Raw genomic sequence first — 18,591 nt, 5'->3', positions numbered from 1 at the left:
CTGCTGAGGGAATTCCGTGCAGGTTCCAAGCTCCCGGAGTGCCGGAGAGTGATGTGAGCGCCACCGCAAAGTCTTTGCCAGTTCATCCCCCCCGCCGCATCGCCGTTGTCGATGACAGCCCTGCGGTGCGTCAGTCCCTGCGCCTGCTTCTGGGCGCGCGGGGCTTCTCCGTGGACACGTTCAACGGGGCAGACGAGTTGCTGGTGGATGTAAAGCCGGGCGATTTTGACTGTTTCGTGATCGACCTGAAGCTTGATGGCATGGATGGGTTTGCCCTGCTCTCCGCCTTGCGGGAGAAGGGCATCGATACACCCGCCATCATGATTTCCGGCTGGGAGCTTCCCACGCTGGAAGCCTCCGCCCACCGGGCTGGCTTTATTGCGCTCGTCCGTAAACCGATGATGGACACGTCCCTCGTCCGCGTCCTGCGCGACATCCTTCCAGGGTGAGGCGCGGTTCAGCCAAGCTCGTCAAATGGGATCGACATCAACGCGCCGCCCATCTGGCGCAGCGAGGTCTCGTATTCATCCTCGCTCAGCCGGCGGATTTCGCACAGGCACCATATCTCCCCGCCAGAGCAGATGTGCGGCGTATCCATGCCGCGGAAGTAAACCGGGCCGGAGGGGGTGACGATCCGGTTCAGGGACACCGTCATGGCGAGTTCGCCTGAGAAAATTCCTGAACGCTCCCAGGCGAATACCTGCTCGTCAGCCTCCTCGCCGAACTGGCCGTAGAGGCTTTTGCCCTTCAGCAGCTTTTCCACCGAAACTTCGGCAGGGACCCTGCGGCTCATCTCGAGAAGAATGGCGCCCTGCCGCAACAAGGTGGATGGCCAGTCCGACATCTGCACCCGGAGTTTTGCGAGAGTATCAAGTTTATTGGCAGGATTTTGACGCATCATGTCACGCATCCGGCGGCGCAGCTTTGCGCTGGGAAGCCCGGCGCCGCGCTCCCAGCGTGACACGCTTGTCTGGTCAACTTCCAGAAGATTTGCCAGCGCCCGCTGGGATAATCCCTGACTGCGGCGCAGATTGATGATCATTCCGGCCCAACCGGTCTGCTGAAGCCTCTCCATCGGTCACCCCGGCCAGATATATTCACGCGGTTCCAGTCAGACGACATTATCCGCTCCCGTAATCATTTTTGTGACGGTCAGGTGATTTGAGGCGCCGCGATTATGGATTGTTCACGCAAATGCAAAATCACCGTCGCGCCGCCCCTGTAATCGGCACCTCAGAAATTCAGCTTCTGGGGTGTCAACCATGTCTGCCTTTTCCTTCCGAACATCGCTTCTGTGCGCCTTGTCTGTTTCAACCCTGTCTCACGGCCTCGCCTGGGCCCAGGAGGAGGAGGCGCTGAAAATGGAACAGGTTATCGTTTCATCTTCCCGCTCTGCAGTTCCTGTCAGTCAGATGGGCGACGCCATCAGCATTCTCGATGCCGCCGAGATCGAGTTGCAGCAGCTGGCAACGCTTGACGAGGCGCTGGAGCGTATTCCCGGCGTTGCGATCACCCGCTCGGGCGGGGTGGGGCAAAACACGCAGGTCCGGATGCGGGGCTTCACCACCAAGCATGTACTTGTGCTGATTGATGGCGTGAAGGTCAACAATCCCTCCGAAGCGGACAACCAGTTCGGTATCGACCACCTTTTCCTGGACAATGTCGAGCGCGTGGAAGTTCTGCGCGGGCCGCAATCGGGCGTCTACGGGGCCGATGCTGTGGCCGGTGTCATCAACGTAATCACCAAACGTCCGAATGGGCCTCTGGAAGTGCGTGGCTCTGCGATGGTTGGCGACAACAGCACCTATGAGCTGACCGCTGGCGCCCAGCAGGGCAACGACACATACGGCGTGTCCGGCAGCCTTTCCTATTATGACACGGCAGGTATCTCGCTCTCCAGCCGCCCGCCGGGCAATGTCGAGCGTGATGGCTATGAGAACTTCACAGCGCAACTGCGCGGAGAAGTGCGGCCAACCACGAATACCGAGCTGAGCGCATGGGTGCGTTATACCGATGCGATGAACGAGATCGACGCCAATTATCTGCCGGCGAACAATCCTTTGGGGCTGCCGGCATATCTTTTCCAGGACAGCGAAGGGCAGAATGAAAGCCAACAACTCTTCGGCGCGGTCAAGGGCGTCTGGAAGACCTTTGACGGTAAGCTGGATCACACGGCGCAGGTATCCATTGTCGATCTGCAGGATGTCTACACCGCGCCGGGTACGGAGCAGGAAAGCGAAGGCCGCACCGTTGAGGGCATCTACTACGCCACCTGGCGGCCGGCCGAGCGCATGACCTTCGTCGGTGGGGCCGAGTACCGCGATGAACAGGCCGTGTTCGAACAACCCGTCGGCGCGGGCTATGCGCTGATCGATGATGGCATCTCCAACACGGCAGCCTTTGCCGAGGTGAATTTTGAAGTTCTCAAGGGCCTCTTCCTTTCCGGCGCGGCGCGCTATGACGACAATGAGAAATTCGGGGGTGAATTCACCCACCGCCTGACGGCCGCCTACAATCTGCCGGATGCGTTTGACCTTCCCGGCATCGATACGAAACTGCGCGCGTCATATGGTGAAGGGGCCGAAGCGCCCGGCCTGCGCCAGCTGCTCGGCTCGTCAGCGACCTATGAAGGCAACCCGGACCTCCAGCCGGAGTCCAGCTGGATGGCGGACATCGGCATTGATCAGCGCCTGGAGAGCGGTCTGGCAGGCTGGAGCGTTACCTATTTCGACGGTGTTGCCGATGATGGCATCTTCTCTATCTTCAACCCGCTGACGGGAAAGTCTTCCCCGCAGAATATTCAGAGCCCTGTCGATATGTCTGGCGTCGAGCTTGATCTGCGTGTGTCGCCTGCGTCCTGGATCGATCTGCGCGGCGCCTATACCTATCTGGATGTCTCACAGCGTTCCGTGGGTACACAGCTTTTTGGCCGCCCCAAACATGAAGCCAGTGCTGCTGTCACTGTCCGTCCCATGAGCAAGCTGGCGCTTACTGTGGATGGCTACTGGCGCGACGAATTTTTCAGCGATTATCCGAGCAGCTATGTCATGCCCGGCTATTCGCTCTATAGCGTTTCTGCCGTTTGGGATGTGACCGACCGGGTGAGTCTGGCTGCGAAGATCCACAATATTACCGACAAGTTCTATGAGGAGAAACTGGGCGACTCGACCTATGGCCGCACCGCTCAGCTTCGCCTTTCGGTCCGCTATTGAGGGAATGATCATGTTCAGGAACAGCCTTCTTCTGGCCAGCGCCAGCCTGCTTGCCGCCTGCGTCAGCGCCCCGGATGCGCCTGAGGCGCCGGCCGGAGCAGTGTCCTTCCCGCTGGTATCGGCGGCGGGCGATATGCCCGGCTTCTTCGATTGCCTACGGGAGAACGACGCGGTGATTATCAGCGGCCATCGGGGCGGTCCGGTGCCGGGCTATCCCGAGAATGCGCTGGAAACCTTTGCCCACACCGTTTCGGAAGTGCCTGCGCTGCTGGAGGTAGACGTCCAGAAAAGCGCCGATGGCGTCCTCGTCCTGATGCATGATGACACCCTCGCGCGGACCACCGACGGAGAGGGCGAGGTGCGCGGCATGACATTCGAGCGGCTGCGCGAACTTTTTCTCGTGGACAATGACGGAACCCTCACGCAGTTCCGGATTCCGACGCTGGCGGAGACGCTAAGCTGGAGCGAAGGGCGTGCCATGCTTGCGCTCGATCGCAAGGCGGAAACAACCTATGAGGATCTGGTTGATGCGGTGAGGACGCAGAATGCGTTTGGCCGCGTCGTCTTCGCCACTTACTCGCTGGAGGACGCAGCCCTTGTCTATCGGCTCGCGCCCGAAGCAATGATCGTAACGCCGATAGAGAAGCTTGAAGACCTCACCACCCTGCGCGAAGCCGGTGTCGATCTCTTCCACATCCTCTCCTGGGGCGGTACGGAAGTTCCGAACCCGGATTTCTATGCGGCGCTGGCGGACGAGGGCGTTGAGTCCGCTTTTGCGCCGCTTGGCTGGTGGACGGGATCCTGGGACAGCCGGATCCGGATGCTGGGCGACGACACGCTTTATCGCCGCATCACGCAGGGCGTGCAACTTGTTGCAACGGACCGTGTTCGGGAAGTGGCGGCTGTCCTGCCGGGGGTTGCGCGCGCCAAGGCTTGCGTGACGCCCTAATCGTCCTGAAAGCGGTAGAGTGAGATGCCGCGAGCGCGTTCGTCGAAGACCAGCTTGCGGCTTAGCGGGGCATGGGCGCGTGAGGCGCAGTTCTGCCGCTCGCAGAGGTAACAGTTGACGCCGATGGGGGTCGGCTCGGCTTTTTCCAAATTATGGTCGGCAGCGTAGACGAGGCGCTTAGCATAGGCGATGTCACAGCCAAGCCCGATGGCCAGCTTCGGCCCCGGCTTGTCATAGAAGCCATCGGTGCGGGTGATCGTGCGGGCGATGGAGAAATAAGTCGTATCATCCGGCATCTGGATGATCTGGGTACGGATACGGCCTGGCGATTCGAAGCATTCATGAATGTTCCAGAGCGGGCAGGCGCCGCCAAACTTCGAAAAATGGAACCGCCCCGCGCTGAAGCGTTTGGAAACATTCCCCGCCGTGTCGATACGCACGAAGAAGAAGGGAATGCCGCGGGCATCCGGCTTCTGCAGCGTCGTCAGGCGGTGGGCCGTCTGCTCGAAGCTCGTATTGAAACGGTGGCTGAGCAGTTGCACATCATATTTCGTCTTCTCCGCTTCGCGCAGGAAGGAATGATAGGGCATCAGCACGGCGGCGGCGAAATAGTTGGCCAGGCTGACGCGGGCCAGACCGATGGCGTCCCGGTCTGTAAAGCCGGCCTTCATCACATAGGAATCGATGAGCTCCCCGAATTCCAGCATCCCGAGCTGGAAGGCAAGCTGGAACCGCCGGCCCGACTGGGGCAACAGTTCGGAAAGATCAATCCCGCGCTTGTGCCGGTCATAATAGCGCAGCGTGTTGGGCATGATGTCATACGGAACCACTCGCACGCGCAGCCCATGCTGACCCTTCAGCTGCTGGATCATCGCTGCATACGGATCTTCATGTATGGTCGATAGCTCCGCCGAAAAGGCTTCCGCTGCCTCGTCCAGCTCCGGGAAATAGTTCCGGTAGTCCTGTAACATCTGGCGCACGGATTCCACGCTGCGTGCAGACTCTTCCAGAAGCTCCACCTTCTCCCGGTCCGTTAGTGGATTATTGTCCGAATAGGTGCGCAGCGCCAGTTCGCGGTATTTGTCATAGAGATGTACAAAGGCGCGCGCGATGTCCGGGCTCGCATTGACGATATCCTCGACATCATTCTTGCCGACCTGGCCAGCCTCCAGCACCGGATCGCGGATGACCTCCATCAGCTCCGATACGAGCCGCGCATCGCCCATCCCGCCCACATCGGAAATGTCAAAATCGTAAACCCGCGCCAGAGTTAACAGGAGGTTGGCGCTGATCGGGCGCTGGTTGCCCTCGATCAGGTTGATGTAACTTGCCGACACGCCAAGGTCTTCGGCCATCTGCGCCTGGGTGATGCCCAGCGTGCGCCGCAGCCGCCGAATACGCGGGCCGATAAGGGTTTTTTCCTTGCGCTCGGCCATCAGGCACTCCGGCTAAGTTTACAAAAGTTACAAGTGACACAGGGTTCTTGTTACAACGTAAACATAAAAACCCAATGGAAACAGAAAGGTACTCGATCCTTCGGCGATCTGTAAATATGGTTGTGTCAAGAATTAAGACACCCAGGGAGAACCGGCCATGTCCATCGCTGCCACACTTGAACAGCCTTCCGCAGCTCGCGCGAAGATCGAAGTGAAGGGCAAGGCCGCCGGGGTAGACCGCGTGCTGACCCCGCAGGCGCTGGCCTTCATCGAGGCCCTGGAGCGCCGCTTTGGTGCCCGCCGCCGTGAGCTTCTCAGCCTGCGGAAGGAACGCCAGGCCCGGTTTGATGCTAGCGAACTGCCCGATTTCCTGCCCGAGACAAAGGTTATCCGCAACGGTCATTGGGAAGTCGATCCGGTTCCGTCCGTTCTGCTCGATCGTTCGGTCGAGATCACGGGCCCGGTTGATCGTAAGATGATGATCAACGCGCTGAACTCCGGCGCCAAGATGTTCATGGCCGATTTCGAGGACGCTTCCTCGCCCACCTTTGCCAACATGATCGACGGCCAGGTCAACATGCAGGACTTCGCCCGCGGCAAGCTGGCCTATACGGATACTGCGTCGGGCAAATCCTACGCGCTGAATGATAAAGTCGCCGTCATGATCGTCCGCCCGCGCGGCTGGCATATGGAAGAGGCGCATGTCCTCGTCGATGGCCGCTCGGTCTCGGCCAGCCTGTTCGATTTCGGCCTGCACTTCTTTCATAACGGCAAGATGCTGTTCGATGCCGGTATCGGCCCGTTCTACTATCTCCCGAAGATGGAGAGCCATCTGGAAGCCCGCCTTTGGGACGAAGTGTTCGAGTACGCACAAGGCGAAATCGGCATCCCGACCGGCTCCATCAAGGCCACCGTCCTGATCGAGACGCTGCCGGCTGCCTTCGAGATGGACGAGATCCTTTACGAGCTGCGCCGCCACATCGCGGGCCTCAACTGTGGCCGCTGGGATTACATCTTCTCCTACATCAAGACCCTGCGGAAGAACCCGGATTTCGTGCTGCCGGACCGTGCGCAGGTGGGCATGGACCGGGCCTTCCTCAATGCCTATTCGCTGCTCCTCATCAAGACCTGCCACCGGCGCCGGGCACATGCCATGGGCGGCATGGCTGCGCAGATCCCGGTGAAGAATGACGAAGCGGCTAATGACGCTGCCTTCGCCAAGGTCCGCGCGGACAAGCTCCGTGAAGTGAAGAATGGCCACGATGGCACATGGGTGGCCCACCCGGCGCTTGTCCCGGTCGCCATGGAAGTATTCAACGAACATATGCCGCTCGGCAACCAGGTGCTCGGTCAGCGCTGCTTCCCGCCGATCAGCCAGAAATCGCTGCTGACGCCGCACACCGGCGAAATCACCGAAGCGGGCGTGCGCACAAATGTGTCCGTCGGCATCGAATACACCGCTGCATGGCTGAACGGCCGCGGCGCCGTGCCGATCCACAACCTGATGGAAGATGCCGCCACCGCCGAGATTTCCCGCAGCCAGATCTGGCAGTGGATTTATCATGGCGCGCAGGTCAAGGCCGCCGATGGCGCAGCCCGCACCTTCACGAAGGAATGGTTCGCGGAAATCCTCGCCGATGAACTCGGCAAGGTCCGTGCTGCCCTCGGCGATAATGGCTTCAAGGCGGGCCGCTATGACATCGCCGCCGAAATCTTCACCAATACGGCGACTTCCGAAGACCTCGCCGATTTCCTGACGCTGCCCGCCTATGAAGCGCTGCGCACCCTTGCATGATCCGTCAACACACTAATCAGAACTTTCTCCAGGGAGATCCTCTCATGTCCAAACGACCCACTTACGCCGAGCTGCGCGCCCAGGTTCAGAAACGTTACCCCACCGGACAGGCGCCCGGCGGTGTGACCGTTGACGATATCGTCCAGCTGAAAATGCAGAACACCTACAACACCCATCTCGACATTGCCCGCGAGATGGCCGGTGTGATGCGCGCCGATATGGCCGCCTATGACAAGGATCATTCCAAATTCACCCAGTCGCTCGGCTGCTGGTCGGGCTTCCATGCCCAGCAGATGATCAAGGCCGTCAAGCGCATGAAGGGCACCGCCAAGGGCACTTATGTCTATCTCTCCGGCTGGATGGTTGCCGGCCTGCGCAACCGTTTTGGCCACCTGCCGGACCAGTCGATGCACGAGAAAACCTCTGTCGCAGACCTGATCGAGGAAATTTACGTCTCCCTGCGCCAGGCCGATGAAGTGGGCCTGAACGATCTCTTCCGTGAGCTGAAAGCGGCTCGTGAAAAAGGCGCGCCGGCTGACGTGATCGAGACGATCATCCAGCGCATCGACAATTTCGAAAGCCATGTCGTGCCGATCATCGCCGACATCGATGCCGGTTTCGGCAACGAGCACGCCACCTATCTGCTCGCGAAAGAGCTGATCAAGGCAGGCGCCTGCTGCATCCAGATCGAGAACCAGGTGTCGGATGCCAAACAGTGCGGCCACCAGGATGGCAAGGTCACCGTTCCGCGGGAAGACTTTATCGAGAAGCTGCGCGCCTGCCGCCTCGCCTTCGAGGAACTCGGCGTGGATGATGGCGTCATCGTGGCCCGCACCGACAGCCTCGGCGCTGGGCTGACGCAGAAGGTGCCGGTTTCCCAGCATGCCGGCGACCTTGCTTCGGAATACACCAAATGGCTCGAAGTTGAAGAGATCACGCCTGCCAACCCGTTGAAAGAAGGCGACCTCGCTCTGCAGCAGGGCGGCCGCCTCGTGAAGCCGGTGCGCCTGCCCAACGGCCTCTTCAAGTTCCGTGAAAACACCGGCGCAGACCGCGTTGTGGAAGACTGTATCGCCAACCTCACCCTTGGCGGCGCAGACCTTCTCTGGATCGAGACCGATACGCCGGATGTGGACGTGATCGCTGGCCTCGTGAACCGCGTGAAAGCCGCTGTTCCCGATGCGAAGCTCACCTACAACAATTCACCGTCGTTCAACTGGACGCTCAACCTGCGCAAACAGGTCCGCAAGGCATGGGCCGCTGAAGGAAAGATTGCCGAGGGCGAATATCCGGAAGCGGAGCTCATGTCGGCCAAGTATGACGACACCCCGTTGGGCAAGGAAGCCGATGAGCGCCTGAAGCGCTTCCAGTATGACATCTCCGAACGTGCCGGCGTGTTCCACAACCTGATCACGCTGCCCACCTTCCACATGACGGCCTTCGCCACCGACCAGCTTTCGCGCGGTTATTTCGGCGAAGACAAGATGGCCGCCTATGTGAAGACCATCCAGCGCCAGGAAATCCGCAACAACGTCTCGGCTGTGAAACACCAGCACGAAGTCGGCTCGGACCTTGGCGATACGTTCAAGGAAATGGTTGCCGGTGAACGCGCCCTGAAAGCCAGCGGCGAGCACAACACCATGAACCAGTTCGAGAACGTCTGACACCTTTCCTGCTGCGTAGGGAAAACTCCGGCCCCATCTGCCTCCGGGCAGATGGGGTTATTTTTATCTGGGCTTCATCGACATCACGACGACTGGCTCGTCGCCCGTGACCATGTAGCGAAGCAGCAACGTGCTTGCTGAAGGCGGGGGCGCGAGAGCTTCCGCGCGACAGATATAGTCGTAGCCGGACCTGGTACTGACAGTCACTTCGCCAAGAGTGTGCGCCGGATTTAGGATGATGTTCCTGAAAGCAGCGCGACAGCTCTCTCTCACAGCATCATCTTCCATCAGGGTCTCGTCCGGACCTGGCGCTTCCATGGGGACGCGCATGACCTGGCCGTCCGCTTCTTTCAGGGGCTGAGCCCATGTTGCGCTGCCCCCTTCCTGTGCCGTTGCAACAATCGGGCAGACGGCCAGCGCAGCGGTGAGGAGTACAAAGCGCATCCTTTTCGTCTCCCATGCCTGCAGACCGGGAGACCCTACCATCATCTACCAGGACGGGAAACCCGGGCGCCTGAAAGTGACCGTCTGATCCTGTTCAGGGATGAAGCTCACCCACCGCAAATGTCACCGCTGTCGAATAGGACCGCACATCCGTCTCGGCGCCTTCCGGAGCGGGGGCGATGTGGCGGACGAGAAGGGCATAGACCCCCGGCGCCAGGTTTTCCAGCCGGATCTCCCCACCGGGCGAGATGATCAGGGGCGCCCCGTCATGAGCGCCGGTAAGGAAAGCATAAGCCGGGATCAGGAACGCCTCGCGGGCGGCGAGCGGCGCGCCGCCGAAGGTGACCCGGAATGTCCGGAATTGTCCGATGCTGTCCGCGACCTGTCCGGGCGTGACTGCCAGTTGACCGGCAGGGGATGTATCCGCGGCCGTATTCGTTCCCCCACAGTTGAGATAAGCCTCTGAAACCGTAGCCGTCTGCGATGTCAGGATCTGCGCGCCCGCCGGCAGGCGTGCCGGGTCCATATCTTCCCCACCAAGGCGAAGATATTCCCCATTCACAAGGGCAACTTTTCCTTTGCGGCCAAGGCGTTCACCGCTCGTTATACGGTACGTACCCGGCATATCCAGCGAGGCTTCCAGCCGCGTCATCGCATGGTCGGCTGTTACCTTATCGAGCGGAATGGCCTGCCCCTGCGGCCCCACCAGGCGAAACTCCGCCGAAAGCACAATCTCCGGGGACGGAAAGTAGTCACTGAAGGTCGCAATCGCCCCAAAGCCACTGCAGCTCTTGTAGGCAAAGGAATCGGGCAGCACGAACCCCACATGGGCCGAAGCGGGCAGGGCAGCGGCCAGCGCAGCAGCGCCCGCAAGAAAGGGCTTTGCAAACCGCATCATTTCTCCCCCGCTTTCGGGGTGGCGGCGATGCGCTCAGCCAGCGGCGCCAGATCGAAGGTCACGAATTCCCGCACGAGCGCCCGGCCCTTTGGTCCGGCTTCCGCCAGTGGAATTTTCCCCTCAGCCACTTCGCTCGCCAGTTCCAGAAGCGGAACATAGAGCGCTTCGCTCTCACCCTGGATTGTCAGACCGAACCGGTTGTTTTCATTTCCAATCCTGACCCACTCATCGCGGATTTCGGTCCAGAAATCGGCCGTGCCCGCCCAATAATCCAGAGCTACCTCAACCGCGAAATCGCTGTCGCGCTCATACGTGTTTACGCCGACTTCACGCGCCAGCAGCACGGGCACGCCGGAAGAGAGCACCACCTTGTCATTGTCCTGCTCATGCACCCAGCCAAGCGGCGTGATGACATGCCGGTTCATGGCATTGATCGTGTGATAGTCGTTGCGGGTCGTCATGTCCCGGCGGGGCAGCGGGCGCCATTCATGCGGTGGGGCCCAGGTCGGCGCGCCAAGGTCATAGGTCCAGGCCGCCACAGCGCTGTAACGCGGCGCATCGTCCACCTGATACACCGTTTGCGACCATTTTCCCTTTCGCTGTGCGAGTGGAATATCCTGCCATTCCCAAGCATTGCCGCCAATGAAGCTCAGGATACGGTCGGGTTCATACTGCCAGTCCTGCCGCCAGTGCTTGATCGGGAAGGTCACGTCCCCGTGGGTAGCCACCAGGATATGCTGCAGGCTGATGAAATCGCCCCGGTCCTCGATCACGCGAACCACTTCCTCCGCCCCGGAAATCTTGGGCGGTGTTACAACATAGTTTTCGTTGAAGGAAACCGTCTCGATGAAATCGAATGACACCTTGTAATCGCCCGCCATGGCGAGAATCGACGCGCGGTCCCGCTCGAATTTCGCCGGATCAACCACCTCGCCAGTGGCGGCAGCGGTGAAACTTGCAGGCGCGGTCTGGGCCGGGGACGCGGCGCAGGCGGTCAGGGAAAGCGCGATCGCGGCGGCACTGAAAAGCAGGAATGAGCGGGATCTGGATGGCATGGAGGCCTCCTCCTGAGGAGTTCGGGTGGCGGATCTGTTCCCTTCTGCATAATGCGAATGAGAATTACTTGCAATTCTTCGGAAGCTTTGCGAAAAGAAGTATTGAGAATCATTCGCAACATTCCAAGGTGCCTCCATGTTCCCCAATGTCTTCCCCGCCCGTTCCTGCCGCAGCCGCCGCCCGCGCCTGCTGCTGTCTGCGGCCGTGTTCGCCTTCGCCGCCCTCCCGGCGCTGGCCGAGGAGGCACCCGAAGAGGCCGAACAGCGGGAAGAGACCGTCACGGTCTATGGCACGTCCAACCCCTTGCCAGTGTTTGATTATCCAGGACAGGTCACCGTCATTTCGCGCGACACGCTGGAGCTGATCCAGCCGAGCGCCATGTCAGATCTGTTGCGCGATGTGCCCGGCCTTCAGTTCAGCGGCGGTCCGCGCCGCACGGGCGAGACGCCCAGCATTCGCGGCCTTGGGCGCGAGAATGTCCTCGTCCTGCTCGACGGCGCCCGCCAGTCTTTCAGCTCCGCACATGATGGCAGCTTCTTCCTCGATCCCGAACTCGTGCGCACGGCCGAAGTGGTGCGCGGCCCGGCGTCGGCGCTTTACGGTTCGGGCGCGGTTGGCGGCGTGCTCGCCTTCGAGACGGTCAATGCGGCAGACCTGCTGCGCGAGGGCGAAAGCTTCGGCGGCCGGCTGCGCACGGCCTATCAGAGCGTCAATGAGGAATGGCTCGGCTCGGCCACCGTCTATGGCAGGTCAGGCAATCTGGACGCGCTTGCCAGTCTCGGCTTCCGCCGGTCCGGGGATATTGGGCTCGGGTCGGGCGTTGATCTTCCATCGGATGACGAAATTACCACGGGAATCGTCAAGCTTGGCTATCAGTTCACCGATGCTTTGTCCGGGGAAATTGCCTGGCAGAAATTCAGCAACAATGCCATCGAGCCGAATAATGGCCAGGGCACACTGGGTACGGGCGACGCCACGCTTGACCGGGATGTCGACAAGGACATCAGCAGTGAGCTGTGGCGCGGCGCGGTGCGGTATAATCCGTCATCGGACCTGATTGACGCAAAGCTCACCGTCTACCAGTCCACCACCGGTGTGGATGAGTTTGACGCCACCGTTCCGCGCACGACCCTGCGGGAAATCGAGACGACGGGCGTCAGCCTGCGCAATGCCTCCCGCTTCCTGCTGGGGCCGGTCGAGACCACGCTGACGGTTGGCGGCGACTGGTATGAGGACAGCCAGACGGGTACGGATTCGACGGCCGCCGGCGGCATTCGCGGCGGCGTGCCCAACGGCAGCGCTGAGTTTGCAGGTATCTTTGTTCAGGCCGAAGCCGCAGTTGAGCGCCCGTTCGGCTTGCCGGGGCGCCTGATCGTCATTCCCGGCATCCGGCACGATTCGTTTGAAAGCTCGTCCGATCTCAGCCCCGACAAGGCATCGGATGACAAACTGTCGCCGCGTCTGGGGGCGAGCTATGCGCCGGTCGAATGGCTGCGCCTTTATGCGTCGTATGCGGAGGGTTTTCGCGCGCCGTCCATCAACGAACTTTATCTCGATGGCGTCCACTTTTCGGTGCCCCACCCGACGCTGTTCAATCCCGCGCTCGGGCGGTTTGTCTTCGTGAACAATAACTTCGTGCCAAATGCGGATCTGAAGCCGGAATCGAGCGAGACGGTGGAAGTGGGGTTCGGTCTCGATTTCCGGAATGTGCTCACCCGGGAAGACCGCTTCCAGGGAAAGATTTCTTATTTCGAGAGCGATGTCTCTGACCTCATCAACCTGACGGTCGATTTTTCCTATGATCCCACCTGCTTTGTTGGGCCTTCCTTCTTTCCGTGTACGGCGGGCAGCACCAACTCCGCCAACATTGCCGGCGCCAGCCTGGAAGGTTGGGAGGCGGAGGCCTCCTATGATGCGCTGCTCTGGTTTGCCCGAGCAACGCTTTCAACAATTGAGGGCACCGATACCGCCACGGGCGAAGACCTCGGCACGCTGACGCCCGACCGCCTGACACTCGATACCGGCATCAAACTGACCAGTTGGAATACCCGCATTGGCACGCGCATTCAGGTGGCGGACGAGTTCGAGCGCCGCGCGCTTTCCGGTAGCAGCCTGATGGTGGCCGAGCGACGGGCGGGCTATGTGGTCCTGGACCTTTATGGTTCCTGGCGGCCGCAATTTGCGCCCAACCTGCGTATCGATGCCGGTATCGATAATATTTTCGACCATGACTACGACCGCGTCTTTGAAGGCGTGTCAGAGCCTGGCCGGAACTTCAAGATCGCTTTGTCCTGGCAGTTTGGTCAGTAAAAGGAGTGCCCCATGATCTGCATGCCCATTGATGACAGCCAGATGCTATGCTGGTTGCGGTCGCAGCTGAAAGTGCTTTCAGCCTGGCGCGAGGAACTTGTCTGCCGCAACGAGACCGATCTTGAGGCGGTCTCACGGCTGGAACAGCATCATCAATGGCTGCATGCCGAGCTTGAACGGCTCGATCCCGGCATGCGCCATCACGGCTGACGGTCAGATATCCAGCACTACGACGCGGTCCAAAAGGGCCTCGATTGCGTCATTGGATGTTTTGCTGTGAACCATCATCTGGCGGAACTCATCAGGGATGAACCCGCCTTCGATGATCCGTTCAAGGAGTTCAAAGAAGGGCGACCAGAAACCGTCCTCATCCAGAAAGGCCATGGGCTTGGCGTGCAGACCAAGGCGCGCCCAGGAGAGGATTTCCACCGCCTCTTCCAGCGTGCCAATGCCGCCGGGCAGCACGATGAAGGCCTCGGACTCGTCAAACATCATCTGCTTGCGGGTGTGCATGTCGTCGACGATGCGGTGTTCGACATCCTTGTAGATGCGTTCTTTCTGCAGGAGGAAGCGGGGCATGATGCCCAGCACATCGCCGGAAGCCTCATGCGCGGCGCGGGCGCAGGCGCCCATCAGGCCGACGCCGCCGCCGCCGTAGACGAGGCGGATACCCCGCCGGGCGAGTTCCCGGCCAAGCTCTTCGGCCAGCCGGATATAGCGCGGGTCCACCGCGTCTGAGGCGCCGCAATAGACGCAGATCGAGCGAATTTTTGTCATTTTATCAGTCTCTCGGCTCATTCTTTCCCCTAAGTGATAGGAGGCCTTGAGCCGCTTCGCCAGCCGCTTTCTCACGCGATGGGGCCGTGCCTGCCAATTGGCAGGCGTATCACGCTGTGACCAAAATGCCACACCTTGGATGCGGAGGCATCCCGTGAGGCGATCCAATCTGAGACCCAGCACGTAGCGCCTTCTGGGGAGGGAACCGAGGTCTGTTGCCAAGGCGGCAGTCCCGCATCCGAAAGGCAGTAATATGAAGAAACTCGTTTTGTGCGCGGCAGTCGCCGTTTTTGGCGTGCCTGCAGCATATGCCCAGTCGCATGACTGGAGCGGCTGGTATGGCGGCATCAATGCGGGGGAGGGGCGTAAGGCTGATTTTGATCTAAGCGCTGTTCTGGAGGTCGATCCGGCCACCAGTTTCTTCCCGGCGCCCTTGGCAGGCGGTACTTTCCCAACCAATCGCAGTTTCAGCGGTGATGGCTTCGTTGGGGGCGTCCAATGGGGCTACAACGTCCAGAATGGTGGTCTGGTGCTGGGGGGTGAACTGGATCTGCAAACGTCAGACATCAGCTCCACGATTTCCATTCCGAACGCGCCGGGCGGAGCGGCCAACAATCCCGATGGCTTCACAGACCTGAAATTTGGCGTCGATTACTTCACGACCGCCCGCGCACGCGCGGGCTATGCGTTTGACCGCCTGCTGGTCTACGGCACAGGCGGTATCGCCTATGGAAAGGTCGAGTTCGACCGGAACTACCGCGTGGCTGGCGGTGAAATCCGCGATAGCGCTAGCTCCAATCGAACCGGCTGGATCTATGGCGCCGGGGCAGAGTTTGCCATGACGGACCGGATTTCGGTGCGCGGTGAATACTCCCGGGTAGATCTTGGCAGCGGCAGTTTCGATACGTCCTATTCGGACGGCACGATTGGCCGGGCCAGCATCGATACCGAGTTTGATGTGCTGCGCGCAGGCGTGAATTTCCACTTCTGAGCCGTCCTGTTCCGGCGATCCGTGCCCCGGCTGGCGACAGCCGGGGCATTCCTTTGGCCGTTACACGCAAGGCCGGGTTTCACTTCGCCCCAAACAGCGCCATATGGCAGGCATGAGCCCGCCAAATGCTGCCGTTCCGGCGCCCGAAAACCATGACCGTATCGACAGCGCTGATGGCGGGCTGTGGAAATCCATTTTACGCATTCTGACCCTGCTGGGCCGGCCGGAACTCGCCAAATGGCGGCCGGTGATGGCACTGGCGGTAATCATCACACTTGCCGCTTCGGTGCTCGAGGTCGTCTCGCCGCTGGTAATGGGCCATGCGATCAACCAGGCCGTGCCGGAGGGGGGCGTGGCGGCGAACTTTGCAACGGCGGCGCTGTGGCTGACCTATGGACTGGCCCTGCGCTTTGCCGCCGCCGCCCTGCCGCAGGTGCGGGACTGGCTGTTCTCCCCAGTGAGCCAGGACGCCCAAAGGGTGGCGAGTGTGGATGCGTTCGGCCATTCTCTCGCGCTGTCGCTGGGCTTTCACCAGACCCGGCGCACCGGGGCGCTGAACCGCATCATCGAACGGGGCGCCAGCGCCATCGACTATCTGATCCGCTTTCTGGCGTTCAACATTGGGCCGACGCTGGTGAGGTTGGTGCTGGCTTCGGTGGCCCTTGGCATTGCCTATGACATCCGCCTGTCGCTGATCGCGGTGGCGACGATAGCGCTTTACGTTGTCAGCACGGTGATCATCACTGAGTGGCGCGTGCGCCAGCGCCGGAAGATGAATGAGGCGGATACGCATTTCCGTGCCACGGCGATCGACATCCTCACAAATTTCGAAACCGTGAAATCCTTCGCTGCCGAAACCCGCGAAACCCGCCGGTTTGACGAGGCGATGGCCAATTACAACAGGCATTATGTGGACACCAACCGCAGCATGTATGTGCTGAACACGGTGCAGGCGCTGGTGATGAACCTGGGCCTCTTGGCGGTGATGGTGCTCTCAGCCTGGAACGTCATTCAGGGCACGATGCAGATTGGCGACCTGACGGCGGTGATGCTGATGCTGCTGTCGCTCTATGCGCCGCTGAACATTCTTGGCTGGGCCTGGCGGGAGATCAAGCAGGGCGCGGTGGATCTGGAGAAGCTGCACGGCCTGATGGGTATGGTGCCGGAAGTGCAGGACGCCCCCGATGCTAAGGCGCTGTCGGCGCCGAAGGGCCATGTGACCTTCGAGAATGTGGCCTTCAGCCATGAAGGCCGGGCGGTGGGCGTTTCGGGCGTGAGCTTTGACGTGGCGCCGGGGAAAAAGGTGGCCTTTGTCGGCACCTCCGGCGCGGGCAAATCCACTCTGCTGAAACTCTTGTTCCGCTTCTATGATGTGGATGCGGGCGCGGTGAAGGTGGACGGGCAGGATGTGCGCGGGCTGACGCAGGAATCGCTGCGGGCGGCGCTGGGCCTCGTGCCGCAGGATGTGGTGCTGTTCAACGACACGCTGCGCGCCAACATTGCCTATGCGCGCCCGGAAGCGACCGAAGCGGAGCTGCGCGAGGCGGCCCGCCGCGCGCAGCTTCTGACTTTCATCGAAAGCCTTCCCGATGGCTGGAACACGCGCGTGGGCGAGCGGGGGCTGAAGCTGTCGGGCGGGGAAAAACAGCGCGTGGGCATTGCCCGCGTGATCCTTGCGAACCCGGCGATCCTGGTGCTGGACGAGGCGACCAGCGCCCTCGACAGCGCCACGGAAGCCGCCGTTCAGGAGGCGCTGGAAGAGGCTTCAACTGGCCGGACAACGCTGGTGGTCGCCCACCGGCTGTCCACGGTTATCTCGGCCGACGAGATTATCGTGCTGGAGGCAGGCCGGATTGTGGAGCGTGGAACGCATGAGGGGCTGCTGGCAAAAGGCGGCAAATATGCTGATATGTGGCATCGTCAGGCGCACCGCGCCGAACCCGCTGAACTTCTCAGCGAAAACAGACCTGTAGAGGAGGCGAGCCGATGAGCGATGATTTCGAGCGCCAGTCGCTGCCCTGGATGAAGACCGTGTTTGACTGGGAGGCCGTGGCCGCCGCTGCCGGGGCGTTCCTGGCGGCGCTGCTGCTGGGCTGGATCTGGGCGCCGCTGTTCTGGATCGGCTTTGCCGCGATGGTGATCGCGCTGGCCGCCGGGCGCTGGGCCAAGCGCACGCCACCTGACCTCGCCTATGGGGTGGTGGCGCCGTGCGACGGGGTGGTGGTTTCGGTCGGCTATGGCGACGCGCCCGCCGCGCTGCGCCTGAAGGGCGAGAGCCTTGTGCGGGTGCGGATTGCGTCATCGCCGGTCTCTGCCAACAAGCTCTATGCGCCGATGGCCGGGGGCGTGGAGATCGTGTCCCTGCAGCAGGGCGAGCCGGGGCAGCCGATCTCTCCCAAGCCCGACCAGGAAGGGCTGACGCGGGCCTATGTGACCTTTGAAAGCCAGGGCGAGCAGGCCGGCATCGTGCTGACGACCGGCGGGCTGGGCCCCCGGATCGAGCTGGCGGTGGACCATGGCGATGTGGTGCGCTTGGGGCGGAGCTTCGGCACGCGTCGGCTCGGCGGCTGGTGTGATGTGTATCTGCCCGCCGACATCCGCACGCATGTCTGGGCCGGGCAGACGCTGACCGGCGGGGAAACCGTGATTGCGCATTTCCGCTCTTCGGTGTCGGAAGATTATGAAGATGCAGAAGCGGCCTTCTCGGGCGCCGCGACGCCGGCCCCGCAAGCCCAGCGGGAGATGGTGGCAGCCGCAGCGGTGGCAGCGGCAGGCGGGGTGAGCGCGCCTGCCGAAGCGGCCGAGGATGAGGCTGATGCCGTTCTCGGCGAGTTCTATGAGGATGATTATCCCGAGCCTGATGAAGTATTAGCACCGGAAGACCCGGCGGCGATCTTTGCGCGTCTGAGGGAAGCGGCCCGAAAACACGGCGAAGGCGACTGAAACCTGAAAACCCCTCCGGCGACGGAGGGGTTTTTGTTTGCGGCAGCGCGTGGGCGGCGTTGGAGCTTTTTCCGGAAACCTCCAAAAAACTCCAACGGCGCTCCAAGGACAAATCC

The 18,591-nt window shown here is 61.2% G+C and carries 16 protein-coding genes; 10 read left to right on the top strand and 6 right to left on the bottom strand.

Annotated features, from left to right (window positions below; genetic code table 11):
• The first annotated feature begins 53 nt into the window (after positions 1–53).
• On the top strand, positions 54–449 hold the full coding sequence (locus tag BBF93_RS11860; RefSeq protein ID WP_051612750.1) for a response regulator: 396 nt from the start codon (positions 54–56) through the stop codon (positions 447–449).
• 8 nt (positions 450–457) lie between these two features.
• Here the strand turns inward: BBF93_RS11860 and BBF93_RS11855 are convergent, their stop codons facing one another.
• On the bottom strand, positions 458–1,042 hold the full coding sequence (locus BBF93_RS11855) for a helix-turn-helix domain-containing protein (protein ID WP_035601487.1): 585 nt from the start codon (positions 1,040–1,042) through the stop codon (positions 458–460).
• 319 nt (positions 1,043–1,361) lie between these two features.
• On the opposite strand from BBF93_RS11855, the gene BBF93_RS11850 reads away from it, so the two are divergent.
• Positions 1,362–3,212 carry a TonB-dependent siderophore receptor gene (locus BBF93_RS11850; RefSeq protein ID WP_035601484.1) on the top strand — a complete coding sequence of 617 codons (1,851 nt, stop codon included), beginning with the start codon at positions 1,362–1,364 and terminating at the stop codon, positions 3,210–3,212.
• Positions 3,213–3,222: 10 nt separating this feature from the next.
• The gene (locus BBF93_RS11845; RefSeq protein ID WP_162786538.1) at positions 3,223–4,161 is read left to right on the top strand and encodes a glycerophosphodiester phosphodiesterase family protein; all 939 of its coding nucleotides are present in this window, start codon (positions 3,223–3,225) and stop codon (positions 4,159–4,161) included.
• Here the strand turns inward: BBF93_RS11845 and BBF93_RS11840 are convergent.
• A complete protein-coding gene (locus BBF93_RS11840; RefSeq protein ID WP_114106039.1) occupies positions 4,158–5,597 on the bottom strand; it encodes a short-chain fatty acyl-CoA regulator family protein in 1,440 nt (479 codons plus the stop codon). The genes BBF93_RS11845 and BBF93_RS11840 overlap by 4 nt on opposite strands.
• A 157-nt stretch (positions 5,598–5,754) precedes the next feature.
• On the opposite strand from BBF93_RS11840, the gene aceB reads away from it, so the two are divergent.
• Positions 5,755–7,392, top strand: coding sequence for a malate synthase A (gene aceB, locus BBF93_RS11835; protein ID WP_114106038.1), 1,638 nt, complete (start codon positions 5,755–5,757; stop codon positions 7,390–7,392).
• 44 nt (positions 7,393–7,436) lie between these two features.
• On the top strand, positions 7,437–9,056 hold the full coding sequence (locus BBF93_RS11830; RefSeq protein WP_114106037.1) for an isocitrate lyase: 1,620 nt from the start codon (positions 7,437–7,439) through the stop codon (positions 9,054–9,056).
• A gap of 63 nt (positions 9,057–9,119) precedes the next feature.
• Here BBF93_RS11830 and BBF93_RS11825 read toward each other — a convergent pair whose 3' ends face one another.
• The 3 genes from BBF93_RS11825 to BBF93_RS11815 all read right to left on the bottom strand — a co-directional run bounded on the left by BBF93_RS11825 (position 9,120) and on the right by BBF93_RS11815 (position 11,453).
• Positions 9,120–9,500, bottom strand: a complete 381-nt coding sequence (locus tag BBF93_RS11825; RefSeq protein WP_162786537.1) for a hypothetical protein — start codon at positions 9,498–9,500, stop codon at positions 9,120–9,122.
• Between the two features lie 94 nt (positions 9,501–9,594).
• A complete protein-coding gene (locus tag BBF93_RS11820) occupies positions 9,595–10,398 on the bottom strand; it encodes a DUF4198 domain-containing protein (protein ID WP_162786536.1) in 804 nt (267 codons plus the stop codon).
• Entirely contained in the window at positions 10,395–11,453 is a 1,059-nt protein-coding gene (locus BBF93_RS11815; protein ID WP_114106034.1) for a DUF6607 family protein, read from the bottom strand. The genes BBF93_RS11820 and BBF93_RS11815 overlap by 4 nt, the downstream gene beginning before the upstream one ends.
• 136 nt (positions 11,454–11,589) lie before the next feature.
• Between BBF93_RS11815 and BBF93_RS11810 the strand changes: the two genes are divergently transcribed.
• Entirely contained in the window at positions 11,590–13,764 is a 2,175-nt protein-coding gene (locus BBF93_RS11810) for a TonB-dependent hemoglobin/transferrin/lactoferrin family receptor (RefSeq protein WP_114106033.1), read from the top strand.
• A 12-nt stretch (positions 13,765–13,776) separates the two neighbouring features.
• Complete coding sequence (locus BBF93_RS11805) at positions 13,777–13,974, top strand: hypothetical protein (protein ID WP_035601469.1); 198 nt, start codon at positions 13,777–13,779, stop codon at positions 13,972–13,974.
• Positions 13,975–13,977: 3 nt separating this feature from the next.
• On the opposite strand, the gene BBF93_RS11800 is transcribed toward BBF93_RS11805, so the two are convergent.
• Positions 13,978–14,541, bottom strand: coding sequence for a TIGR00730 family Rossman fold protein (locus BBF93_RS11800; protein WP_035601467.1), 564 nt, complete (start codon positions 14,539–14,541; stop codon positions 13,978–13,980).
• 253 nt (positions 14,542–14,794) lie between these two features.
• Between BBF93_RS11800 and BBF93_RS11795 the strand changes: the two genes are divergently transcribed.
• The 3 genes from BBF93_RS11795 to BBF93_RS11785 all read left to right on the top strand — a co-directional run bounded on the left by BBF93_RS11795 (position 14,795) and on the right by BBF93_RS11785 (position 18,475).
• A complete protein-coding gene (locus tag BBF93_RS11795) occupies positions 14,795–15,532 on the top strand; it encodes an outer membrane protein (RefSeq protein WP_114106032.1) in 738 nt (245 codons plus the stop codon).
• A gap of 103 nt (positions 15,533–15,635) precedes the next feature.
• Positions 15,636–17,522, top strand: a complete 1,887-nt coding sequence (locus BBF93_RS11790) for an ABC transporter ATP-binding protein/permease (RefSeq protein ID WP_114106031.1) — start codon at positions 15,636–15,638, stop codon at positions 17,520–17,522.
• Positions 17,519–18,475 (top strand): phosphatidylserine decarboxylase, encoded by a 957-nt coding sequence (locus tag BBF93_RS11785; RefSeq protein ID WP_114106030.1) that lies wholly within the window; start codon positions 17,519–17,521, stop codon positions 18,473–18,475. The genes BBF93_RS11790 and BBF93_RS11785 overlap by 4 nt, the downstream gene beginning before the upstream one ends.
• Positions 18,476–18,591 lie beyond the last annotated feature (116 nt).

The sequence above is a fragment of the Hyphomonas sp. CACIAM 19H1 genome (assembly GCF_003325995.1).
Taxonomy (GTDB): Bacteria; Pseudomonadota; Alphaproteobacteria; order Caulobacterales; family Hyphomonadaceae; genus Hyphomonas; species Hyphomonas polymorpha.
This window is presented reverse-complemented; position numbering and strand designations above follow the sequence as displayed.